The 20,833-nt window shown below is 39.2% G+C and carries 18 protein-coding genes; 3 read left to right on the forward strand and 15 right to left on the reverse strand.

What is annotated here, in order from left to right:
• Positions 1-8 precede the first annotated feature (8 nt).
• The 4 genes from AC1Z3K_RS11180 to yidD form a co-directional block, all read right to left on the reverse strand.
• A complete protein-coding gene (locus AC1Z3K_RS11180) occupies positions 9-887 on the reverse strand; it encodes a branched-chain amino acid ABC transporter permease (protein ID WP_426082493.1) in 879 nt (292 codons plus the stop codon).
• Positions 888-1,197: 310 nt separating this feature from the next.
• Complete coding sequence (locus AC1Z3K_RS11185; protein WP_426082351.1) at positions 1,198-2,367, reverse strand: ABC transporter substrate-binding protein; 1,170 nt, start codon at positions 2,365-2,367, stop codon at positions 1,198-1,200.
• A 392-nt stretch (positions 2,368-2,759) separates the two neighbouring features.
• Positions 2,760-3,638 (reverse strand): ROK family protein, encoded by an 879-nt coding sequence (locus AC1Z3K_RS11190; protein ID WP_426082350.1) that lies wholly within the window; start codon positions 3,636-3,638, stop codon positions 2,760-2,762.
• Between the two features lie 25 nt (positions 3,639-3,663).
• Positions 3,664-3,945 (reverse strand): membrane protein insertion efficiency factor YidD, encoded by a 282-nt coding sequence (yidD, locus tag AC1Z3K_RS11195; RefSeq protein ID WP_426082349.1) that lies wholly within the window; start codon positions 3,943-3,945, stop codon positions 3,664-3,666.
• A gap of 361 nt (positions 3,946-4,306) precedes the next feature.
• On the opposite strand from yidD, the gene AC1Z3K_RS11200 reads away from it, so the two are divergent.
• On the forward strand, positions 4,307-4,438 hold the full coding sequence (locus AC1Z3K_RS11200) for an SPJ_0845 family protein (protein WP_426082347.1): 132 nt from the start codon (positions 4,307-4,309) through the stop codon (positions 4,436-4,438).
• 26 nt (positions 4,439-4,464) lie between these two features.
• On the opposite strand, the gene yihA is transcribed toward AC1Z3K_RS11200, so the two are convergent.
• Both yihA and clpX read right to left on the reverse strand, forming a co-directional pair.
• Positions 4,465-5,046, reverse strand: coding sequence for a ribosome biogenesis GTP-binding protein YihA/YsxC (yihA, locus tag AC1Z3K_RS11205; protein WP_426082346.1), 582 nt, complete (start codon positions 5,044-5,046; stop codon positions 4,465-4,467).
• Between the two features lie 128 nt (positions 5,047-5,174).
• Complete coding sequence (gene clpX, locus AC1Z3K_RS11210) at positions 5,175-6,425, reverse strand: ATP-dependent Clp protease ATP-binding subunit ClpX (protein WP_426082344.1); 1,251 nt, start codon at positions 6,423-6,425, stop codon at positions 5,175-5,177.
• Positions 6,426-6,613: 188 nt separating this feature from the next.
• Between clpX and AC1Z3K_RS11215 the strand changes: the two genes are divergently transcribed.
• Positions 6,614-7,642, forward strand: a complete 1,029-nt coding sequence (locus AC1Z3K_RS11215) for a lactonase family protein (protein ID WP_426082343.1) — start codon at positions 6,614-6,616, stop codon at positions 7,640-7,642.
• Between the two features lie 657 nt (positions 7,643-8,299).
• On the opposite strand, the gene AC1Z3K_RS11220 is transcribed toward AC1Z3K_RS11215, so the two are convergent.
• The 4 genes from AC1Z3K_RS11220 to AC1Z3K_RS11235 form a co-directional block, all read right to left on the reverse strand.
• On the reverse strand, positions 8,300-8,467 hold the full coding sequence (locus tag AC1Z3K_RS11220) for a hypothetical protein (protein WP_426082341.1): 168 nt from the start codon (positions 8,465-8,467) through the stop codon (positions 8,300-8,302).
• A gap of 72 nt (positions 8,468-8,539) precedes the next feature.
• A complete protein-coding gene (locus AC1Z3K_RS11225) occupies positions 8,540-9,367 on the reverse strand; it encodes a prenyltransferase/squalene oxidase repeat-containing protein (protein WP_461732767.1) in 828 nt (275 codons plus the stop codon).
• Positions 9,368-9,439: 72 nt separating this feature from the next.
• Entirely contained in the window at positions 9,440-10,525 is a 1,086-nt protein-coding gene (locus AC1Z3K_RS11230) for a threonine aldolase family protein (protein ID WP_461732768.1), read from the reverse strand.
• Positions 10,526-10,902: 377 nt separating this feature from the next.
• The gene (locus AC1Z3K_RS11235) at positions 10,903-11,736 is read right to left on the reverse strand and encodes a Cof-type HAD-IIB family hydrolase (RefSeq protein WP_426082338.1); all 834 of its coding nucleotides are present in this window, start codon (positions 11,734-11,736) and stop codon (positions 10,903-10,905) included.
• A 322-nt stretch (positions 11,737-12,058) separates the two neighbouring features.
• Between AC1Z3K_RS11235 and AC1Z3K_RS11240 the strand changes: the two genes are divergently transcribed.
• Complete coding sequence (locus AC1Z3K_RS11240) at positions 12,059-13,066, forward strand: ROK family protein (RefSeq protein WP_426082337.1); 1,008 nt, start codon at positions 12,059-12,061, stop codon at positions 13,064-13,066.
• 402 nt (positions 13,067-13,468) lie between these two features.
• On the opposite strand, the gene AC1Z3K_RS11245 is transcribed toward AC1Z3K_RS11240, so the two are convergent.
• Genes AC1Z3K_RS11245 through AC1Z3K_RS11265 form a run of 5 tightly spaced genes read right to left on the reverse strand, consistent with a single transcriptional unit; the run spans position 13,469 to position 20,771 of the window.
• Complete coding sequence (locus AC1Z3K_RS11245; RefSeq protein WP_461732769.1) at positions 13,469-14,707, reverse strand: dicarboxylate/amino acid:cation symporter; 1,239 nt, start codon at positions 14,705-14,707, stop codon at positions 13,469-13,471.
• 11 nt (positions 14,708-14,718) lie between these two features.
• Positions 14,719-15,654: a carbamate kinase gene (gene arcC, locus AC1Z3K_RS11250; RefSeq protein ID WP_461732770.1), complete on the reverse strand. Its 936-nt coding sequence runs from the start codon at positions 15,652-15,654 to the stop codon at positions 14,719-14,721.
• Positions 15,655-15,675: 21 nt separating this feature from the next.
• Complete coding sequence (locus AC1Z3K_RS11255) at positions 15,676-16,917, reverse strand: MFS transporter (protein ID WP_426082334.1); 1,242 nt, start codon at positions 16,915-16,917, stop codon at positions 15,676-15,678.
• 16 nt (positions 16,918-16,933) lie between these two features.
• Positions 16,934-17,773 carry an oxamate carbamoyltransferase subunit AllH family protein gene (locus AC1Z3K_RS11260; protein WP_461732771.1) on the reverse strand — a complete coding sequence of 280 codons (840 nt, stop codon included), beginning with the start codon at positions 17,771-17,773 and terminating at the stop codon, positions 16,934-16,936.
• Positions 17,760-20,771 (reverse strand): bifunctional FdrA/YlbE family protein, encoded by a 3,012-nt coding sequence (locus tag AC1Z3K_RS11265; protein ID WP_461732772.1) that lies wholly within the window; start codon positions 20,769-20,771, stop codon positions 17,760-17,762. Before AC1Z3K_RS11265 ends, AC1Z3K_RS11260 begins: the two co-directional genes overlap by 14 nt.
• Between the last annotated feature and the right edge of the window lie 62 nt (positions 20,772-20,833).

Below are 20,833 nucleotides of genomic sequence, written 5' to 3' on the forward strand. Positions count from 1 at the left end.
CTTATCACCTACACTTTCTCTTTCACGTTTTTCCCTAGAATTCCAGCTGGACGAATGAGCAATATAATGATCAGCAGTGCATATACTACGGCATCTTTATAATCAGAAAAACCAAAAGCAACAGCCGCCGTTTCCAACAGACCGATAACAAACCCGCCAATCGCTGCACCTGGAATAAGGCCAATACCGCCGACGACAGCTGCAACAAAGGATTTCAGTCCTGGAACAACACCCATCATCGGATCAATTGAATTATAGTATAAACCAATCAGCATTCCTGCGGCAGCCGCTAAAGCAGAACCTAATGCAAATGTGAATGATATCGTACGGTTCACATTAATTCCCATAAGCTGTGCTGCGTCTGCGTCCACGCTTACTGCCCGCATTGCTTTCCCCATTTTGCTCTTTTTAACGATAACCTGGAGCAAAATCATCAACAATAATGAGGTAAATAGAATAATTAATTGAATATTCGAGACTTCAATGAAACCTAATTTATAAACCTCCATCTTGATGGCTTGAGGAAATGCCCGAGGGTCTGACTTTACCATTTGAATCATCACATTTTGCAGCAGAAACGATACGCCAATCGCTGTAATCAGAGCAGCAATTCTTGTAGATTTCCGCAGTGGACGATAAGCTAAAAATTCAATAACTACACCAATAACAGCCGCACAGACCATTGATAGAATTAGTGCAGGGAAAAAACCTAGCTTGAAATTGTTAATAAAAAAATACCCCATGAATGCACCTAGCATATAGATTTCTCCATGAGCGAAATTGATTAATTTTATAATGCCGTATACCATTGTATATCCAAGTGCCAGTAAGGCATAGATGCTTCCTAAAAACAGACCGTTTACCAGCTGTTGAAGCAACATTTCCATTTCCATTTTCATCACATCCAATTTTGTTTTTGTTGAGAATAAAAGAAATCGGAATAAAACAAGTTTTCTTCAAGAAATAAGTATTGGAAACAGCTATTCAGTTGTTCTCACAACTTACTATCTGTAGGCATTTAAGAATCAGCAGTCTCAAATATAAAATGATTTATCCGCCTGTCTTATTCTTACCTTTCACTGTATAGATTATCCGGCTTATTCTTGAAGAAAACTCTTCTATCCCGCCATTTATTCATATTTTGTGCATATACAACTTGATTTATCCTGCACGCCTTTTATTCTCAAAAAGGTATTTCTAAGGATTTACAGGTTCAGCAGATGTTTCTTTTCCTTCTGTTAATCCAAGAACAACTGCAGATTTCTCAGGATTATGATTCTTATCCATCGTCATTTTTCCTGTTACACCAACAAAATCCTTCAATTCAGCAAGACCTTTGGTAATTGCTTCTGAATCAGCTGAATCTTGTTCTTCAATGGCTTGCTTCAACATATAGACAGAATCGTATGCCAGCGCATTGAAAGCTGAAGGCTGTTTGCCATACTTCTCTTTGAATGCATCTACAAATGGCTGTACTTTATCTGTTGCAGGTGCTTTTTCAGAGAAATGACCTGTATAGTATACATTGCTTACATTTGCTGCACCAGCAATCTCAACTAATTTTTCATCGCCAAAACCATCTGCACCAATAATTGGTTTATCAATACCCATTTCTCTTGCTTGTTTGATGATTAAGCCGGCTTCAGTATAATAGCCTGGAACATAAATAACATCGTAGTCAAGACCTTTAATTTTTGTTAATAGGGCTTGGAAATCTTTATCTCCAGCTGTAAAGTTTTCTTCTTTAACAACTTCCCCTTTATAAGTATCCTTAAATGAATCAGCTAATCCAATAGCGTAATCACTTGATTTATCCCCAAGAATAACAACCTTTTCAGATTTCAAATTGTCTTGAGCGAAGTTTGCTAAAATGACTCCTTGGAAGGTATCTTGGAAACAAGATCTAAACACATATTCCTGTACTTTGTCGTTAGCAATCGTAATGCTGTCATCTGTACCTGATGGTGTAATTAGCGGTACTCCAGCTTTTGTCATATTAGGAATCGTTGCTTTTACAGCACCCGACGTTGCAGGTCCTACCACGGCAACAACTTTGTCTTCGTTGGTCAGGTTGGAAGCAACAGAAGCCGCCTCACTGTTTTCAGATTTGTTGTCCTTAGAAATCAATTCTAATTTTTTACCAAGAACGCCGCCATCTTCATTGATTTCTTCAATGGCTAATTCAATTCCTTCTTTTTCAGCGTTTCCGTAAGCAGATACCCCACCAGAAAGCTCCATATTCATTCCAATCTTAATTGTATCCCCATCTGCCTTATTACCGGCAGTTCCGCCGCCACCGCTTGTTGCAGTAGGTCCGCATGCAGCCAGCAAAAACAGGCTGGCAAATAAATAGCTAAATCTTTTCATCTGATTACCCCCTCATTCTCTTTCACGCAACACTCAAAGAGTATGTATACAAATATAATAAAAAAACTAATGCTTGTCAATGAATTTTCAGAAAATTTCTATTATTCAAATTATTATTAAAATCTGCTTCTTTTTGTCGGATTTATACCAGCAAAAAATGACAGCGCATTCAATACTAGTTTAACTAAATTTAATTAGATTTTCTTATTTAAAAAGCAAGCCATTTATAAAAATCAGTTTATTTGAACAATAAAAATTCTTTGATTTCCAAACAGGAGAAAAAATTAAAAAGCCCGAGGCGTTTGTTCTCCTCAAGCTTTCAATACTCTATTTGTTTAAAACAGTTCAACCTATCAATGTTAGAGAAATACATTACGTTTGATAGCAGCTTTTTAATGACTCCAATTCTTTTTCGCCAAGAAGTTCGCCGCAGCTCCAACTAGGTTTGCATCATTTCGATAGTTACATATAACTATTTCCGGAACAAAGTCTTTTAGGCCAAAATGCTTCAGTTTCTTCTTCATACGCAGGTTGATTTCATCAAGCAAACCTGCTTTAGCGGAAACTCCACCGCCCAATACAATCACTTCCGGGTCAAGAGAAAACTGGATGCCAAACAACCCCTGCGTCAAATACTCATAAAAATTTTCAACCTCTTCTACAGCAACTGGATCGCCTGCTTCCGCCAAACCGAAGACCTCTTCACCCGATACAGCTTCTTTCTCCAAGCCTTTGCGCTCACAATAACGCCAAGCCATCTGAACAGCTGTTCCTAATGTGCTAAAGGTCCGATTTCCATCAAGAAACATTAGACCGAACTCTCCTCCATAAAGATGAGCGCCTTTTACGATTTCTCCTTTGTGAAAAACGGCTCCACCGATTCCTGTACCAATCACAACAAATGCAACTTCCTGTTTTCCTTTAGCTGCACCTTCATAAATCTCAGCCATCCCTGCACAGTTCGCATCGTTTTCAATAGTCACTGGTAATTCAAATAACTGTTCTAATTCATCATAAATATCAAAATGATGAATGTAGGGAATAGCAGAAATCCCTAAAATTTGTCTTTTTTGTTCATCGACTACACCAGGAGCACTAAATGCAACGCCCTCAATTGAACGTTCGGTTGCTGAAAATACCTTTGAGAATCCAGCTTTCATCTCTTCCCAATTTTTAGGTGTAGAAAATTTTCCAGTTTCAAGCAACTGATTTTCATCCCATACTCCGTACTTTACTGCTGACCCGCCTAAATCAAATGCTAATATTGCCATATTCTTCCCCTTTTTATTTATGTTATTATTTATTTCTCCGATAATTATATGGACCATGGTATTCTTCATCTGGATTTCTCTTTAGACTAAATTTCAGCGGCACATAATCTATTCCACCCTTTACAAACGGGTGACAGCGGCAAATACGAGCCACGCCCATTAGCCCTCCTTTTGCACCACCGTGTGTCTGAACTGCATCCAGCATATATTGAGAACAAGTTGGGTGGTACCGGCAACGGGGTCCCAAAGCTGGAGAGATAAAACGCTGATAAAATCTAACCAAAGAAATAATTAACTTACCAATCATTTCGTTTTTTTCCTTCTTTCCTATATAAACCTATTTAAACGATGAGTAGTCCACTTTTGCTTAAAATTGTAGTAACTGACAATTCTGCAAAAGCTTTTGTAAAATCACTCTTTTGCTGTAAAATAGATAGAGCTTATCTCTGCTTACTCAGGAGAGTCAAGCGAAATCTTACTCCCAAAAAATATTTTCAATTATTTAAGAAAATCAGCGACACTTACCGCCCGATTTTTCTCTAATAGAATTTATACATTTGGACAAACTATACCGTGTTTTTCTTCATATTGCAAGTTAGTTTCTCCTCACAAAAACTATCCAAAAAATGAAAAACATGATAAACTAACGAGGACTGGAGGGATGAAAAATGGGCTTAAAATTTGAACGAAGCGACGACCTTGACAAGCTTTTTGAATCTTTTGCTGTTGACCCTAAAAAGAAGGAAAAACCAGAAGATAAAAAAGATTCTGATAAAGATGAAAAAGAAAAAAAGCAGTGACCAGTTTCTAACTGATCACTGTTTTTTTATAGATATTTTTCAATAGCCTGCCAAGCTTCTTCTTTCCCCATTTTTGTTTGAGAAGAGAAAAGTATGAACTCATCAGTAGGATCAAAATTTAAAGCTTTTTTAACAATACTTTCATGCTTATTCCATTTTCCACGTGGGATTTTGTCCGCCTTTGTTGCAACAACAATAACCGGCAAATCATAATATTTTAGAAACTCATACATTTGAATATCATCCTGTGTGGGGCTGTGACGCAGGTCTACCAGAGATACCACAGCTTTTAGCTGTTCTCTCTGAGTAATATACGTCTCAATCATTTTCCCCCATTTGGCCCGCTCCGTTTTTGATACTTTCGCATAACCATACCCTGGAACATCAACAAAATGAAGGGTATCTTCAATTAAATAAAAGTTCAATGTTTGTGTTTTCCCAGGCTTTCCAGATGTTCGAGCCAGATTTTTTCGATTAATCAATGTATTAATAAAGGAAGATTTCCCCACATTAGATCGTCCGGCTAATGCAATTTCAGGCAGCTGAGAATCTGGATATTGAGCAGGTGAAACGGCACTAATTACAATCTCTGCATTGTGTACATTCATCTTTTTACTCCTTTTTGCTTATTTTTGGTTTGCCTTCTGTTTACAAAGTTTCAGCCAAAAGGCCGGGAGCGGTATCTTCTCAGAAGATACCCTGTCCCGACCTTTCATCCTCGTTCTATAAACAATTGTTAACCGGCTTTTTGATCTTTTTTATCGTAAACGATTGCCGGTTTTCCTTTGCCTTCAACTGCAAGCTCCGTAATAATCACTTTCTTGATTGTTTCATCAGAAGGAATATCAAACATGACATCCAGCATAATTCCTTCAATGATTGAACGTAGTCCACGAGCACCTGTATTGCGCTCAATCGCTTGTTTTGCGATTCCACGCAGGGCATCATCTTCAAACTCAAGCTCTGTATTATCTAGAGACAGCAGCTTTTGATATTGTTTCACTAAAGCATTTTTAGGCTCTTTTAAGATGCGAACTAAATCATCAACAGTCAGTTTTTCCAAAGCTGCAGTAACCGGCAAGCGACCGATAAATTCAGGAATCAATCCGAATTTCAGCAAGTCCTCCGGAATAATCTGCTGCATGATGCTTTCATCTTCAGACAATTTACTGTTATTTGTTCCAAAACCAATCGTTTTTTCTCCTAAACGGTTTCTAACGATTGTTTCGATGCCGTCAAAAGCACCGCCAACAATAAACAGAATATTGGTTGTATCGATTTGAATAAACTCTTGATGAGGATGCTTTCTACCTCCTTGAGGCGGTACACTGGCAACTGTTCCCTCTAGTATCTTAAGCAATGCTTGTTGGACACCTTCACCAGAAACATCTCTAGTGATAGAAACATTTTCGCTTTTACGTGCAATTTTATCAATCTCATCAATATAGATAATCCCTTTTTCAGCACGTTCAACGTTATAGTCAGCCGACTGTAAAAGTTTTAACAAAATATTTTCCACATCTTCACCAACATAACCAGCCTCAGTTAAGCTAGTTGCATCTGCGATAGCAAATGGAACATTTAGAGTTCTAGCCAATGTCTGAGCCAGAAACGTCTTTCCTGAACCAGTAGGTCCAATCAGACAGATATTACTTTTTTGCAGTTCTACTTCATCTGAACTAGTATTTTCAGTATGATTTACACGTTTGTAGTGATTATAAACAGCTACAGAAAGAGCTCGTTTCGCCTGTTCCTGACCAATCACATACTGATCCAGAACATCTAAAATCTCTTGCGGTTTAGGAACATCTGTCAGTTCACGAACAGCTTCGTCGTAAAATTCTTCGTCAATAATCTCTTTACACAAGTCAATACATTCATTACAAATATATACGCCAGGTCCTGCAACGATTTTCTTAACTTCTTCCTGTGTTTTGCCACAAAAAGAACAACGCACAGGGCCGTTATTGTTTGTGTTGTCGTACACGTATGTTCCTCCTTAAAATCGAAAGTAATTGAGAGTACAGTCTTTAGCAATGATATCACAAAGGGACAAAAATTGCGAGTTTTCTGTTAGACTGCTCTAATGAAAGTAGTTCTTCAGTAATCCCTATTTATGTTATACTATCCTTGTATGTTTATTTTATCAAAAATCAATAACTTGGAGGGTAATATATGTCAGAAAAAATCTTGTTGGGTACGTACACTCGTAGAATAAGTAAGGGAATTCATGAAATTACTCTGGATACGGATAAAGGTGAACTAACTACAGCTGAGCTAGTGGCTGAAGCGAAAGGACCGACCTATGTTACAGAAAGCCAAGCTGGAAAGCTTTATTCTGTAATCGAAATTGGGGAAGAAGGTGGTGCTGGTGCATTTAAACCGGCAGGCGGCTCTTTTGAACTATTGAATGCGGTAACAGAAGAAGGCGCTCCTCATTGCTATGTGGCGGTTGATGAAGAACGTCAATTGGTCTATGGGGCAAATTACCATCGCGGAATGGTCTACAGTCACCGCATCTTAGAGGACGGTTCTTTAGAGTTAGCTGATAAAATAACTCATGATGAAGAAACCGGACCTCATGAAAATCAAAACAAAGCACACGTCCATTATACAGATTTAACGCCGGATAAACGCTTAGCGGTCTGTGATTTAGGAACAGATCGGGTTTACACATATGATGTAGATGCAAAAGGCAAGCTGACGGAGATTGCTCAATATATTGCGGAGCCTGGTACTGGTCCCCGCCATCTTGTCTTCCATCCAAACAGCCAATTTGCTTATATGTTTGGCGAATTAGATAATACGGTCACTGTTCTTTCATACAACAAAGCAGACGGAACCTTCAAACAGACGCAAAAGCTGTCAACTTTACCTGAAGATTTCACTGAATTCAGCGGCGGAGCTGCTATCCGTATAACCAAGGACGGCCGTCATCTTTATGCCTCAAACCGCGGACATAACTCTTTAGCTGTTTTTTCAGTAAACGAAAGCGGTGATACTATCGCACTAGTTCAACTGATTTCAACTGAAGGAGATTTCCCTAGAGATTTCGACTTGAATGCGACAGAAGATTTTGTAGTTGCTGCTAACCAAAATACAGACAATTTGACATTATACCGCAGAGATCAAGAAAATGGTTTGCTGACAATGATTCAAAAAGATATATTTGCTCCAGAATGTGTATGTGTGTATTTTAGATAAGCTCTTTTAAAAGAAGCAGATAAAATGCTATTCAGCATTTGAAGCACCACCGGAAATTAAATTTTTGGGAGGTGCTTCATTTTTTTCTGCTTTTTATGTGTTAACCAAGACGTGTTTGAAAACTAACGAGGAAACGATAGTTCAGTAGAAATCTAGAAAAAGAGTTTGGGACATAAGTAACTGCCCGAACTCTTCTTTCTCTAAAATCCGAATAAACGGCGTTCCAAAAGTAGCTCACTACACTTCGTTCCGATAGCATCAACTTCTAAGTGCTAAAAGCACTAAGAGTTGAAGTTCTCGGAAATAAGCCGAACGATCTCAAAAATATGAAAAGCTCCAGGTAGGTATCAATCAACAGCTACTCGGTTCCCTCGTAGTGTTTCTTGATAATTTCCGGATAATCCGTCTTATTGCTGTGAAACACAGCGAGGGATGAGCTGATGTTGAACAGTACCTACTTGGTTCTCGAAGCTAAACACTTTTGTCTCGACCTCTTCACGAAAACGATATCCATAAAGATCATGAAAAAACTCGTTATTTTAGCTTTCAAACACATCTTAGTATCTGAAATCTGGTGTAACAAAAAATTGACCATTTTCTATTAACTGATTTTTTACTTCTACTATCTCAGCTGTCTTCCCTTCGCAGACAAGAAACTCACCAGCTTTCAACTTTTGTTTTCAGCAGGTTTTCTCCAGCAGCACGCGCAACGGCTTTCACATATACCTTGTCTGATTTTTTATTTTGATACGCATACAATTGATAGTTAGCATCTTCTTTGTATACGTCGTTGCTACACCCCAACTGCAGCTTGAACAACCACATACCCAGCTCAAACCGACTATCTTACAGACTGCTCTTTATCCACATATCGGAAACTAAAACTCATTCATTCCTCTATTTCAAATTCCTCAAAATTTCCTCATAGCATTTTGTTGCTCGACCATTCGGCTTGTCCTTTTTACAAAAGGATAAGCCGCTAAGCTTACGGTTAACCCGTGTTAAAACAATTTGATTATCCTCCATAGTCGCCTCCAATGCAGCTAGCGCCTCCAGAAAACGCGGATCTTTTTTTGCTGTTTCATAGAATGAAAGTACATACACATAATAAAATAAATTATAGGTTCTAAATGGATATTCCGGCTGCATAAACAACGTACCAATTCCATAATGGCAGGGACCAATCGGCTTTCTAATACGCCAATGCTCCAACAAAAATTCAACAGTTGGTTCAAGTAGCGGTTCCTTGTTCAGATACTCAGTAAAACGAAACGCACTCAATCCCAGCAACGTAGTTCCCGGGTTGGAATATTCTGTCTCTTCCCCTCTTCCATAGCTGAACTTGTTACAGCGCCAGCCGCCGTCTATGTACTGAGTTTCCAGAAGGTGCTGGAAAGTCTTTTTCAGCCGCTCATCCTCCTTATATCCCAGTTGAACAAGAACATTAGCCGCATGAGTCGTATGGCAAGGTAAAATACCGCCTTTAGGGTACAGCTTAAATCGGCCATCTTCACGCCATGTACTCATAATCAGCTCTCCCAGTTCAGCAAGTAGAGGGTCTGAAACGGGCATTCCTGCCTCCAAAAGCAGCATCGCACTCTCCAATGTTGAAAAAGGGGCCCCTTTAATCAAACGCTTATCTTCTGTTGTCCAATAATCCCAGCCATGATCAAATCGATGCCCAAGAATCAGCTCAACGTCGTTCTTATAATCAGTTTCTGTCATTTTTTACTCCTTTCAATCCAGAATCAACTCATAGAATCATCATTAACTATTAGCTGATTTACAACCCAGCAGCTAATTCATAGCCGTCTTCAATGTATCAAAAGCAATTTTTAAATTTTCCTCAGGAATCGTTAGGAAACTTTCGCCAATCGATAGTTCAAATGCTGAAACACCTTCGGCTTCTTCCCACAGCATTAAAGTAAAACCAACATCACTTTTCTCTTGCACCTCTGCAAAAACTTGCTTCATATCAGCAATTGTTTTTGAGAAGTGTACATGAAACATATTAGCTACCGGAATCTTTGGAACTGTTTTTGTGTTTGAACACTGATTAAACAATTCCGCCACTTTTTTTGCTGCTTGAACATAATCCGGCATGCTGCCTATCCGCTGTTCATAATAATAATCTGCTGTCACAATATATGGATATAAACTAATCAAATCGCCGCCATGGCGCCTTTTCCAAATTTTTGATTCTTCAATAAATTCAGCCTCTCCAGCCAATATTGCGCCGGCAATTCCGCCAATACCTTTATAAAAAGAGACATAGACACTATCAAATAATGCACAAATTTCTTCTGCTGTTTTATCGTAATAAGGCAGGCATTCCCAAAGGCGTGCACCATCTAAATGTAGTTTAATTCCCTTTGCTTTACAATAGCCGGAAATTGCTTGAAGCTCTTCAAATGTTGGCAGCTGGCCGCCAATTTCTCTTTGGGGCAGCTCTATTAAAATACAAGCCAGCGGCTCTTCCACAGCTTGAATATCTTCCAATGTAATTAAACGTTCCTTGTTTCCCAGTAAAATTGGATAAATATGGTGAAGCTCCTTCAAACCGCCTTCCTCATGAATTTCTAAATGGGAAAGAGGATGATAACCAACGGTTGCTCCTTGTTTACGGTCTGACCAAATACGCAAAGCGATCTGTTGAGCCATCGTGCCGCTTGGGAAGAAAACCGCCGCCTCTTTTCCAAGAATTCCTGTCATTTTTTCCTGAAACTGTTCAATGACTTCGCCATTTCCATAAATATCACTTGATTGCTCCCCATCCAACTGATCAATGACCTGCTTCAATACAGAAACATTGCGCTCGCCGTGATGACTTAGCCGATAATGTGTTTGATCATAGCTTTTCGTTAACTTACTTTGTTCTGTCAAACGAATCCCTCCCCATTGCCTTCTATTTTGAAAGCATTTACTATTTAAAAGTGTAGCATAGCACCATAATAGAAACAATCGTTCCTTCCATGTTCCATTGAACTTAAAGAAGCTGAACTAAAAGTGTTGTGTTTAAAAAATAAGGCGGACTATACTGAAAATGTCGAGACATTTTCAGTATAGTCCGCCTTATTTCCGAAGAGGCAGCTTTTGGACCGCCCTTTATTTGGGTTTTAGGAATAGAAAGCGGTGAAGCTTTATTTATATCCTACCCAGTTTGCTAATTCAAAACCAAATAAACGTTGTTTCAGTCTGTCCATGCTTCAAGAGCCGCAGCCTAGTAAGAATCAAAGGTATAAAAGCAACACTCAATCTTTCTACAAATATTTTTCCAGCATAACTGCTATACCGTCTTCGTTATTCGACAGAGTAATTTCATCAGCTGCAGCTTTTAACGCATCTACAGCATTTGCCATTGCTACGCCAACTCCAGCGTATTCAATGATTGATTGATCATTATGCCCATCTCCGAAAGAAATGATTTCACTTGAATGAATATCAAATTTTGGTAAAACAGTATCTAGTGCTTTCGCTTTATCAATTCCTTTGTCCGTAAATTCAAAATAAACCGGCGCCGTGAACATTGCGTTTAAGCGGTCAATAAATGGCTCTTGAATTTTCTGGTAATTTTCTTTTAGATAATCAGGATCTCCGGCAATAAGAATTTTATTTAGCGGAAAATCAACAAATGCCGCTAAATCTTCTTTTTCACATAATTTGAAATTCCCGCCTCTTGACTCATATTCAATAATATTGAACTCTCCAGTTGGCAGGTTTACTATATTGTCAAAGACATCGTTCACATACAGATAATCTTCCTTATCAATCATCGGCTTAACATTAAAACTTTTCAAATGCTCAAGAATTGCCTTACTATCTTCAACAGCCAAAGCCTGATTAAACAATACTTCTTGTGTCCTGCAATCCACTACGCAGGCACCATTAAATGATACAATAAAGCCGTCATACTGATCCATTTGTAGCTCTTTAACGTGCTTCTCCATCCCCGTTGTCGGGCGCCCGGAAGCAAGTATGACCTTAATCCCTTGTTTTTGTGCATTGATTAACGCATTCTTTGTTTTTTCTGAAATCTCTTTTTGATCATTCAATAAGGTGCCGTCAATATCTAATACAATTGCTTTTATTCCCATCTGCAAGTCTCCAATCTTTTTTCCATCTATATAAATCCTGTAAAAGATTCTGTATATCAATGTAGACAAAGATAAGTCTAGTAGACGCTCCTTTAATAGCATCTATAATATTTTCTAACACAATTTATATAGTTTAATAGTAAAGTAAGCGGTTAAAGAAATCAATAGTTAAAAACCTTTATTAAGAGTTTTAATTAATTAAAATTCTTAATAAGTTTATCATTCCTTAAAATGAGTGAATCTTGTTTACAGATGCACTAATATAGTCTATCATTAATAAAGTGAATTAATTAAGTTTTTCTTTATGAAAGGTGGTACCTTCTTGACAGAAAAAAGTAATCTTATCCGACAAAAAAATCTGGAAAAGCTCAAAGTTTTTCTTTTTGAAAATAAAAAAGCATTAAAGGCAGAGATGTCTAAAGAAACTGGAATTAGTGTTGTGACAATCAACTCTCTGGTTAAACAACTGGTCGCCGACCAAATTTTTATCGAATCTAAGCCTATCCAACAGCCCTTAGGACGCCCTGCAAATGAATATCTTTTTAATTATGATTTGGTTCATTATTTATTAGTCTCTATTCAGGAAAAAAGAGAGCCACACGAAAAACGCAGTCTTGTTATCATCGGGAAAGTTGTCAATCTAGCAGGTGTGGAAAAGTATCATACAACAATCGATTTTTCAACGCCCTCTCTAGAAGGGTTGATGGCTGCATTTAAAGACATGCTTCAATTTTCTGTACCAGTCGAAAAAATAGGACTTTCCATTCCTGGAAAAATCGATCATTCTATTATTGTTTCCAGCTGGGATGATTTATTTGATGGTTGGAACATTGAACAAGAGTTGGCACGGTTTAGCGATATTCCTATTACTATTCAAAATGATGCACATTTAATGACCATGGGCTTTTGTGTGGAACAAGGTCTATTAGAACAGCATACAGTTGTTGGCATTTTCTATCCTGAAAAGAGTATGCCAGGTATCACTATTTGTGCTAACGGGGTATTGCTTGAAGGAAACCGCGGACTTGCTGGAGAAGCAAAATATTTGCCGGCTTTAATCGATTCTCCAGTACCTGCCACAGACGAAGAATTAGGAGAAAATCTTGCAGATATCCTATCTCTGTATAACGCCGTAATTGCGCCTGATAGTTTTGTGCTTTCGTCCGAGACAGTTAATGAAGAGCTATTAAGTGATAGAATTCAAAAACGATCATTACTTTCTAGACAGCCTAATCAGCCCCAAATTTATTTTGCTCAAAATTTTCAACATGTGCTGACACTAGGACTTCGCTGGCTGGTAAGCATAGAAACTACTTATAAACTGCACTAATAGAGCATGCCAGAACTTTTCACCGTCCAAATAAAACTAAGAAAAAGCGGCTCCATTGAAATAAAAATCTATTTATACAGTTGAAAGCATGCTTTTTCGATACTATTTGTTTCGTTTCATGAACGCATCATTTTTTAGTCAAGAATGAGAGTGGCCAATAGTCAGAAGAAAATCTGATTGTTGTCTCACTTTTTAATTTTAGAGTACACAAAAAGCACACAGCCTTGTATGATTAAAGTGACTAAACCCAATCAAAAGAAGTGTGCTTTTATGTTTAAAGATTATACCATCAATCAAACGATTTTACCATTAGAGTTGGAAAACAGCTTATTTCTGAAACGGCTGTCTCTTGTGCGGTCAATACCAGCCTCTTTTTGTCTTCTATTTTAAAGGCAATCCTAATTATTTTATCGGTTCCTCTGAATTGCTATTAAACACGTTATAATTAATTTCATTCACTGATTTTCCAACTAGGATTGCAGAATATACATCTGAATTTACATTTAATATTGTTCGAAGCATTCCCACAAACCATTCAACACCGGCAAAAACAGCAATACTGTCAAGCGGCAGCCCCATTTGGGGAACAATAACAGCTAATGAAACCAGCCCAGCTCCTGGAACTACAGCATTTGCCAGCGATACAAAGGTCGCAGTTACTGCTAGATAAAACATCTGCTGAAAATCAAACCCCTGTTGGTACATCTGTGCAATTGTCATCACTGTTATGCTCATATGCATAGCAGAGCCATTACTGTTCAATGACATTCCTAGTGGTAAAACTAAGTTCGTAATCCGTTCACTTAACCCTAATTGTGTCCGGCTTTCTTTCATTGCTACAGGTAAAGTGATGGCTGAAGAAGTTGTTGCCAAAGCCATTATAGACATATTTTTCATGTTCTTGACCAAACGAATTGGATTCACCTTGCAGTAAACGCTGACTAGTAAAACCCAAATACCTAAAAACAGTAGCGTACCTCCGCCATAGACAATCAGATATTTCAATAGCGGCAGAATAATCTGTAAGCCTAAGTTACTAATTGTTGAAGCAATCAAAGCAAAAATTCCGATTGGTGCGGCCTTCATTACATAACCAATAATGAGTATGATGACTTCATTAAAATCAATGATTCCTTTAAAAAGCTGTGATTTTGGATGGGTCTGCAGGTATTTATTCAAGGCAACACCAAAGAACAGAGCAAATACGATAATTTGAATGATTGATCCTTGGGTTAGTGAATCAAAAATATTTTTGGGAAAGAAATCCAGTAGTGTATCAGCAAAAGAAATCGTCTGTGATTTTAATCCTGTATCCTTTATTTCAGCTATCTTTATTCCATTACCGGGATTGAAGATTACCGCCATAACAATTCCCCAGCAAGCAGCGAAAAAAGAAGATACACCAAACACTAGAATTGTCCGCCAGCCAAGGCTTGTCAGTTCCTTTGAATCAATGCTTCCAACTGCCTGAATGATCTGACCAAGAATTAACAGCGGGATAGCCATCTGCATTAGACGGAGAAAAACATCGCCCAACAGCTTTACCTGTCCTGCAACAGAGGGCAGAGAAACTCCGAATACTACACCTAATATCACTGCTATAAGGATTTGAGTAACCATTGATACTTTCTTCGTAGTCATACTTTTTCCACCTATCTATTGGTGATTGTGGTTCCTACACCATCCTGAAGCCGAACAAGGTTCTCAATTGATGTAATGACTGCTTCCCGATGGTCCTTCCCCTTGACAAATGACACAGCTGCTTCTACTTTCGGAAGCATACTGCCAGCAGCGAAGAAACCCTCTTTAATATAGGTTTCCGCCTCTTCTTTAGTGACCTTTTCAAGTGCTTTTTGATTTGGCTGATTGTAATTGATGTAAATATTGTCTACACCTGTCAATATAATCAAACGGTCTGCATTGACATTCTCAGCTAAAACTCTAGCTGAAAAATCCTTATCATTTACAGCTTCTACACCAATTAGTTCGGTTCCTTTTTGAATTACTGGAACTCCGCCTCCACCAGCACAAACAACAACTGCACCCGAATGAACGATTGAACGAACTACATCTTTTTCAACAATCTCCTGAGGCATTGGAGAAGGAACAACTTTTCGATACCCTCTACCAGCATCTTCCTTAAAACTGCCGCCTGTACGCTTCGCTTCCAATGCTGCTTCCTCTTTACTAAGGAATGGACCGATTGGCTTTGAAGGCTCCTTGAATGAAGGATCTGTTTCATTTACACGAACTTGTGTGACGATTGATACTACAGGTTTTGAAATTTGACGGCTCAAAAATTCATTCGTCAGAGCATTCTGCAGCCAATAGCCAATACTTCCTTGCGTCATCGCTACGCAGGAATCCAGCTTTAGTGCGGGATTCTTTTCAGTTTCAGCTGCTTTCTGCTGCAGCAGTAAATTTCCCACCTGAGGACCATTTCCATGACATAAAATAACATCTTCACCAGCAGCTATAAAATCTGCAATATGCACCGCTGCTTTTTTGATTACTGCTTTTTGTCCCTCATCAGTTGGATCCGTTTCTAGTATAGCATTGCCGCCAAGCGCAATAACATTCAAACTCATCTTGTTTCTCCTCTCGCTCTTTTATTCTTCAACAGGCTTTTCTTTTGCCAGTATGGCAAACAAAATTAGACCAATGACCAGCAGAACACATGCTAGATAAAAACCAACCTGCATTGATCCTAGTGAGTCTGCTAAATATCCAGTTAGATAAGGAGCCAAAATCGATCCTGACATACCAATAAAGTTATAGGCGCTCAAGGTAGTAGATAAAGATCCGGCAGGTGCATTTTTGGTCACATAGGTAACGATGATTGGATCCAGTGCCAGCTTACCAGTCAATCCATAAAGAATCAGCACTGCAATCAACAAGGTTCGGTCAGTCACAAAAGCAATTGAAAATACAGATAGTATTGCCAATGGCACTAGTAAATACACCAGTTTTTTCGTTGCACCGGATTTGTCGGCAAAACGGGCAAAGATTAGAGCTCCGGGGATAGACGCCCAAGGTACTAAAGATGAGATGAAGCCGACACTTGCACCTTCAAATCCTCGTTCTGCAATTAAGAATGACGGCAGCCAGGTAATGATTACAAAATTGGCATAGATACTTGTAAAGCACAGAATAAATGCAGCCAGCAAGTTTTTATTTGAGAAAATCGCTTTAAGAGAAACCTTCTCTTTTGGTTCTGCACTTTTTTCAGCAGCTGTATCTTCTGGACGGACAACCTTTTCCTTCAACATTGTATAAAATAGGACCGCAACAATTACTGTTGGAATTGCCATAATAAAGAACGGCTTGCTCCAATGCTCTCCGTTTTCTAAAACGAGTTTACTTGAAAGCAGGTATCCTCCTGATGTTCCAAAAGCCATCCCACTGTTAATAATTGCATTTCCTACTGTTCGTTTTTTTGTCGGTATGGCTTCTGTAGATAAGGCATACTGAGGCCCATAATAAGCACCTTGACCAATTCCCGCAAAAGCCCGAATAATCAGAAACATTACAAAAGTCGTCGCAATTCCGCTAAGATAAGTCATAATCCCCATCAAAACAAATCCAATTGTGATCACCAGTTTGCGTCCAAGCCGATCGCCTATCATTCCCGAAGGAATCTGCGCAACTGCATAGGTTAAGAAAAAGACACTATTTGCCAATCCTAACTGGGTATTACTTAAACCAAATTGTGCACCTACAGTTCCCATAATCGGATTAAAAATCGTACGAGTTGCATACATAAGTATCCAACCGACAAAAAATAAGGCAACGACTTTCATCCAGTAAGTCTCATTAACCTTAACTGCTTTTTTTTGACTTGTATTCTCCATATTAATTCCCTCTTTTCTATAATTTATCGTTTATTACAGCTTGTGCCCCCAGCAGCAAACCAAAACATAAATCATTTCCGGATGTGTGACCAATGGATCTGATTTTTTTTATCGCTTCATCTATTGATGCCGCTGTTCTTCTATTCTCCAGGTCTGAAAATAATTGATAAATAAATGAATTCACATTTCCCTCAGCCGCTTCGAGAATATAAGCTTTACTCACATCCGTTGTTGACGGCAGAGGATGAGTGAGAGCAGAGGATAAAGCCTCAGCTCTCTGATCACCCGCCCAATGAAGCACGCTAAGATATGCCGTCAATATGTCGTCCCCACTTGGAGTTAAACCTTTTCCCCGCCCTGCCAGATAAGACACACTTTTTTTAAAATCAACAGAGGCTGCTGTTTTAGGCATACTGCTTAGAGAATAAAATATTTCCTGCTCCTCTTTATTTAGAGGCAGCCCAAGAGCATCTGCCAACCTTAATTTTTCCAGCTTATTTTTCAATAGCTTCAAGTGTTCCATAGAAAAATTTTGACCTAGTACATTCAATGAAATGATTTGAAGCTGACTAAATTCAACGGTTCCCACACCATAACAGCTATAAATGCGAAAACCATTTTCTATGATTTTCACAATGTTTCCCTGCTGGATATAGGGCTGGATCTCCTCAAAAAGTTTTACGGGTATTTGAATGCCAAAACTAGATAAGTATTCTGTAAAGGCTGAGACATGAATCAAGCGATTAGAGATGAGCAGGTTGAACGAATGCTCAAAAACACTATGAATTTTCCCCATTCGTCCAAACCTTTTCAAATCGACAGCATTCTGACCGGCAACCGCCTTAGTCTTCCACATTGATTCCCAGCTCTTTTGCATAGGCTTCCAGTGCCTTTTCAAAGCAGCCCAACGGTGCTCGAACCGTACCAGCTCCTACCTGACCTACTCCAGCTTCTTTATGAGCAATTCCCGTATTAATAATCGGCGTAATCCCTGTTTCCACTACCTTACGGATATCAATTCCTAAGCAGGTTCCTTGAAAATCCCATGTTGGAATAGAGAAGGTTGAATTGTGTCCTACACAAATTTTAGCCATCTCATCAGAGATATTTAACGCATCTTGAAATCCTCCCGCACCAACAAAACGTGTTACACCTGGTGCTGCCACCATTGCCATTGCTCCTACGCCAATTGTTTCTGTAATCGCACTGTCTCCTATATCTGGATTTCCATCTTCTTCTGTAAATCCGGTAAAGTATAACCCCTTAGGTGTATTTACAGGAGCTGTATGCCAGCTATCGCCGGTTTCAGCGATGCGCACGCCGAAGTTTACACCATTGCGGGTCATCGTTGTTACAATGGTTCCCTTTGTCCCTTCTCGCGCCCCATCAACTATCGCTTTACCAGTTGCCATCATGATATTTAGGAAGAACTGATCTGTATCAGCAAGGAACTTGATTACTTCATATTTTTGCTGCTCTTCAATCGGCAGTTCAATAATCAACGGTGATATCTCTTTTAGAAAATTCAAAGAAGCTGCCATATTGCGCTGATGGAATTCATCTCCCATCGTAATTGAACGGGCAATCAGAACATTCAAATTAATTCCTTCTTCAGTCTTCTGTAATGCCTGAGCAATTGTCGGTCCTAAAATATCCCGCATCCATTCTAAACGAGTAACAACTTCTTTCGAGTACGCCCCAAAACGTAATACTTTCCCGATACCTTCATTCATGGTGCAGTAAGCCTGATTCCCAGTTAAACGATTTTCTACAACTAAAACCGGCATATTGCCAGAAGTAATTCCTCCCATAGGTCCCACCGCTTTCACGTGGTGACAAGGGATGAAGCGAATCTGTCCATTTTCAAGTAGTGTCCGGGCTTCACTTTCATTCTTCGCCCATCCTTCAAATAGCGCCGCTCCTATACAAGAGCCCTGCATAGGTCCTGTCATCTCTTCATAGGCAATAGGCGGTCCAGCATGGAGTAAGGTTTTCTGCGCTTCATTCAGTTCTGGAATCACTGTTTTTGCCGGTACCACATCAATTAGAAACGGTTGCGCATTTTTTATCTTATCAGTAACCTGTTGATTTTCAGCTTCGATTTTTTCTGAAAATTCATCCAACTCATTCAAGATGCGAATCATTTTTTTGTTGCCGCCGGCTCGCGGCTTCCAATTAAACTGCTCAGATGCTCCTCCGTACTCGATAATCGATTCGTTAAAGCTTTGCAGACCAACATTGATAATTCGCGGCTTCGTGTTTAACAACTCCAACACTTTCTCACTAACTTTGGGAAGCTCAATCGTTTTTCCAGTATATGGAAGAACTGCTTTGTCCTCCTCCTTTAATGTTATTCCTTTCATCATCATCGCTAAACGTACAGCCTTAGCATTACTTTCTTCAACGAAAACACCAGCTTCTTTCAAGCGCTGAACTGTTGACTGATAGTTTTGCGGATCTTTTTCAGTACCACAGACAGTTGCCACAAAATGCAATTCCCGCTGTTCTTTCTCTGCTGCTTGCTGTGCTTCTTGAATTGCAGGCAGCAAGGCGCCGGCCATATCTTGATGCGCACCATAGCCCAATACAATATCCAGAAGAATGATGCCTGTTTCAGAATCGGCTGCGTAATCCTTTATCTTGTTTATCCGAACATCTGGATCAATCATTGGGTGTGGTTTTCCCTGCGTATAAATATCATCACCCAAATCGATAACATCATAGCCATGGGAATTCAGAATGTAGCCTTCCTTTTTCACTAACCCGTCCAAGCCTAATGCCTCAGAAATCAGCATACCAGCTTCGGCAGCTAGCGTACCGCCGGAATACAGACCCTTCACAACTTTATCTGATCCAACAGTAGGTAAATTTGGTTGAATCATGTCTTCAAAATAATTACTCTGTACATCGTTGTCGTTTGCCAACTCCACTGCAATTTTAGCGGTTTCCTCTAATGTATGTGCTAGATAAACCTTCCCTTCATGAGCTTTAGGCCTCTCTCCCAAGAAAATAGCAACAACCGGTTTAGAAATACTTTGCAATAACTCCACTACTTCATCCCGGACTTCTTTCGCAGGCGGTTTGGATATAACACAAATGACATCTGTCGGTTCATGATTTTCCAAAGCCATTACAGCATCCTTAACCGTTATTGCTCCTACCTCTGAGCTAAGGTCCCGTCCGCCAGTGCCGATTGCGTGTATCACACCTCCACCCAATCGGTCAATAATGGTTGTTACTTCTTGTATCCCAGTACCGGAAGCACCAACAACTCCAATATTTCCAGGAGAAACAACATTGGTGAAGGCGATTGGAATACTAGAAATAATACCTGTACCGCAATCCGGACCCATCATCAGCAAGCCTCGTTCATGAGCCAGCTTCTTTAAGCGAACTTCATCTTCAATTGCAACATTGTCTGTAAATGAGAAAACATGCAAATCGTTTTTTAATGCCTTCTCCATCTCAGCTGCTCCGTATTCTCCCGGAATACTGAACAATGCCACATTTGCCTCAGGAAGTTTTTCCAATGCTTCTTGCCAAGAAGAAGCTGCTTGGCTGACTTCACTATTTCCTTTTGAAGATAAATCATCCAGAAAAAGATGAACTGCCGGCAGAACTTCTGTCATAATATCAGCGGTATCGCTTTCAACAACAATCATTAAATCATTGGGAGATGCCGCTTCTGCTTCTGCAGTCAGCAGATTGGTGTTTTTTAAGATATCTTTATTGGCATCTGTTCCCATCATAATCTGGCTCATTTTCACCTGATCCAATTCATTAATTGTATTGGTCAGCAGCATCAGATTAATTGAATCCTGATAATTATTTTTCAAAATAACTGTAGTTAACATTTTTTTCTCCTCCATTCACAAATCTATTGTAAAAGTTAATGTTTTCGTTTACATTGGATAAA

Source organism: Enterococcus sp. LJL128 (assembly GCF_056924295.1).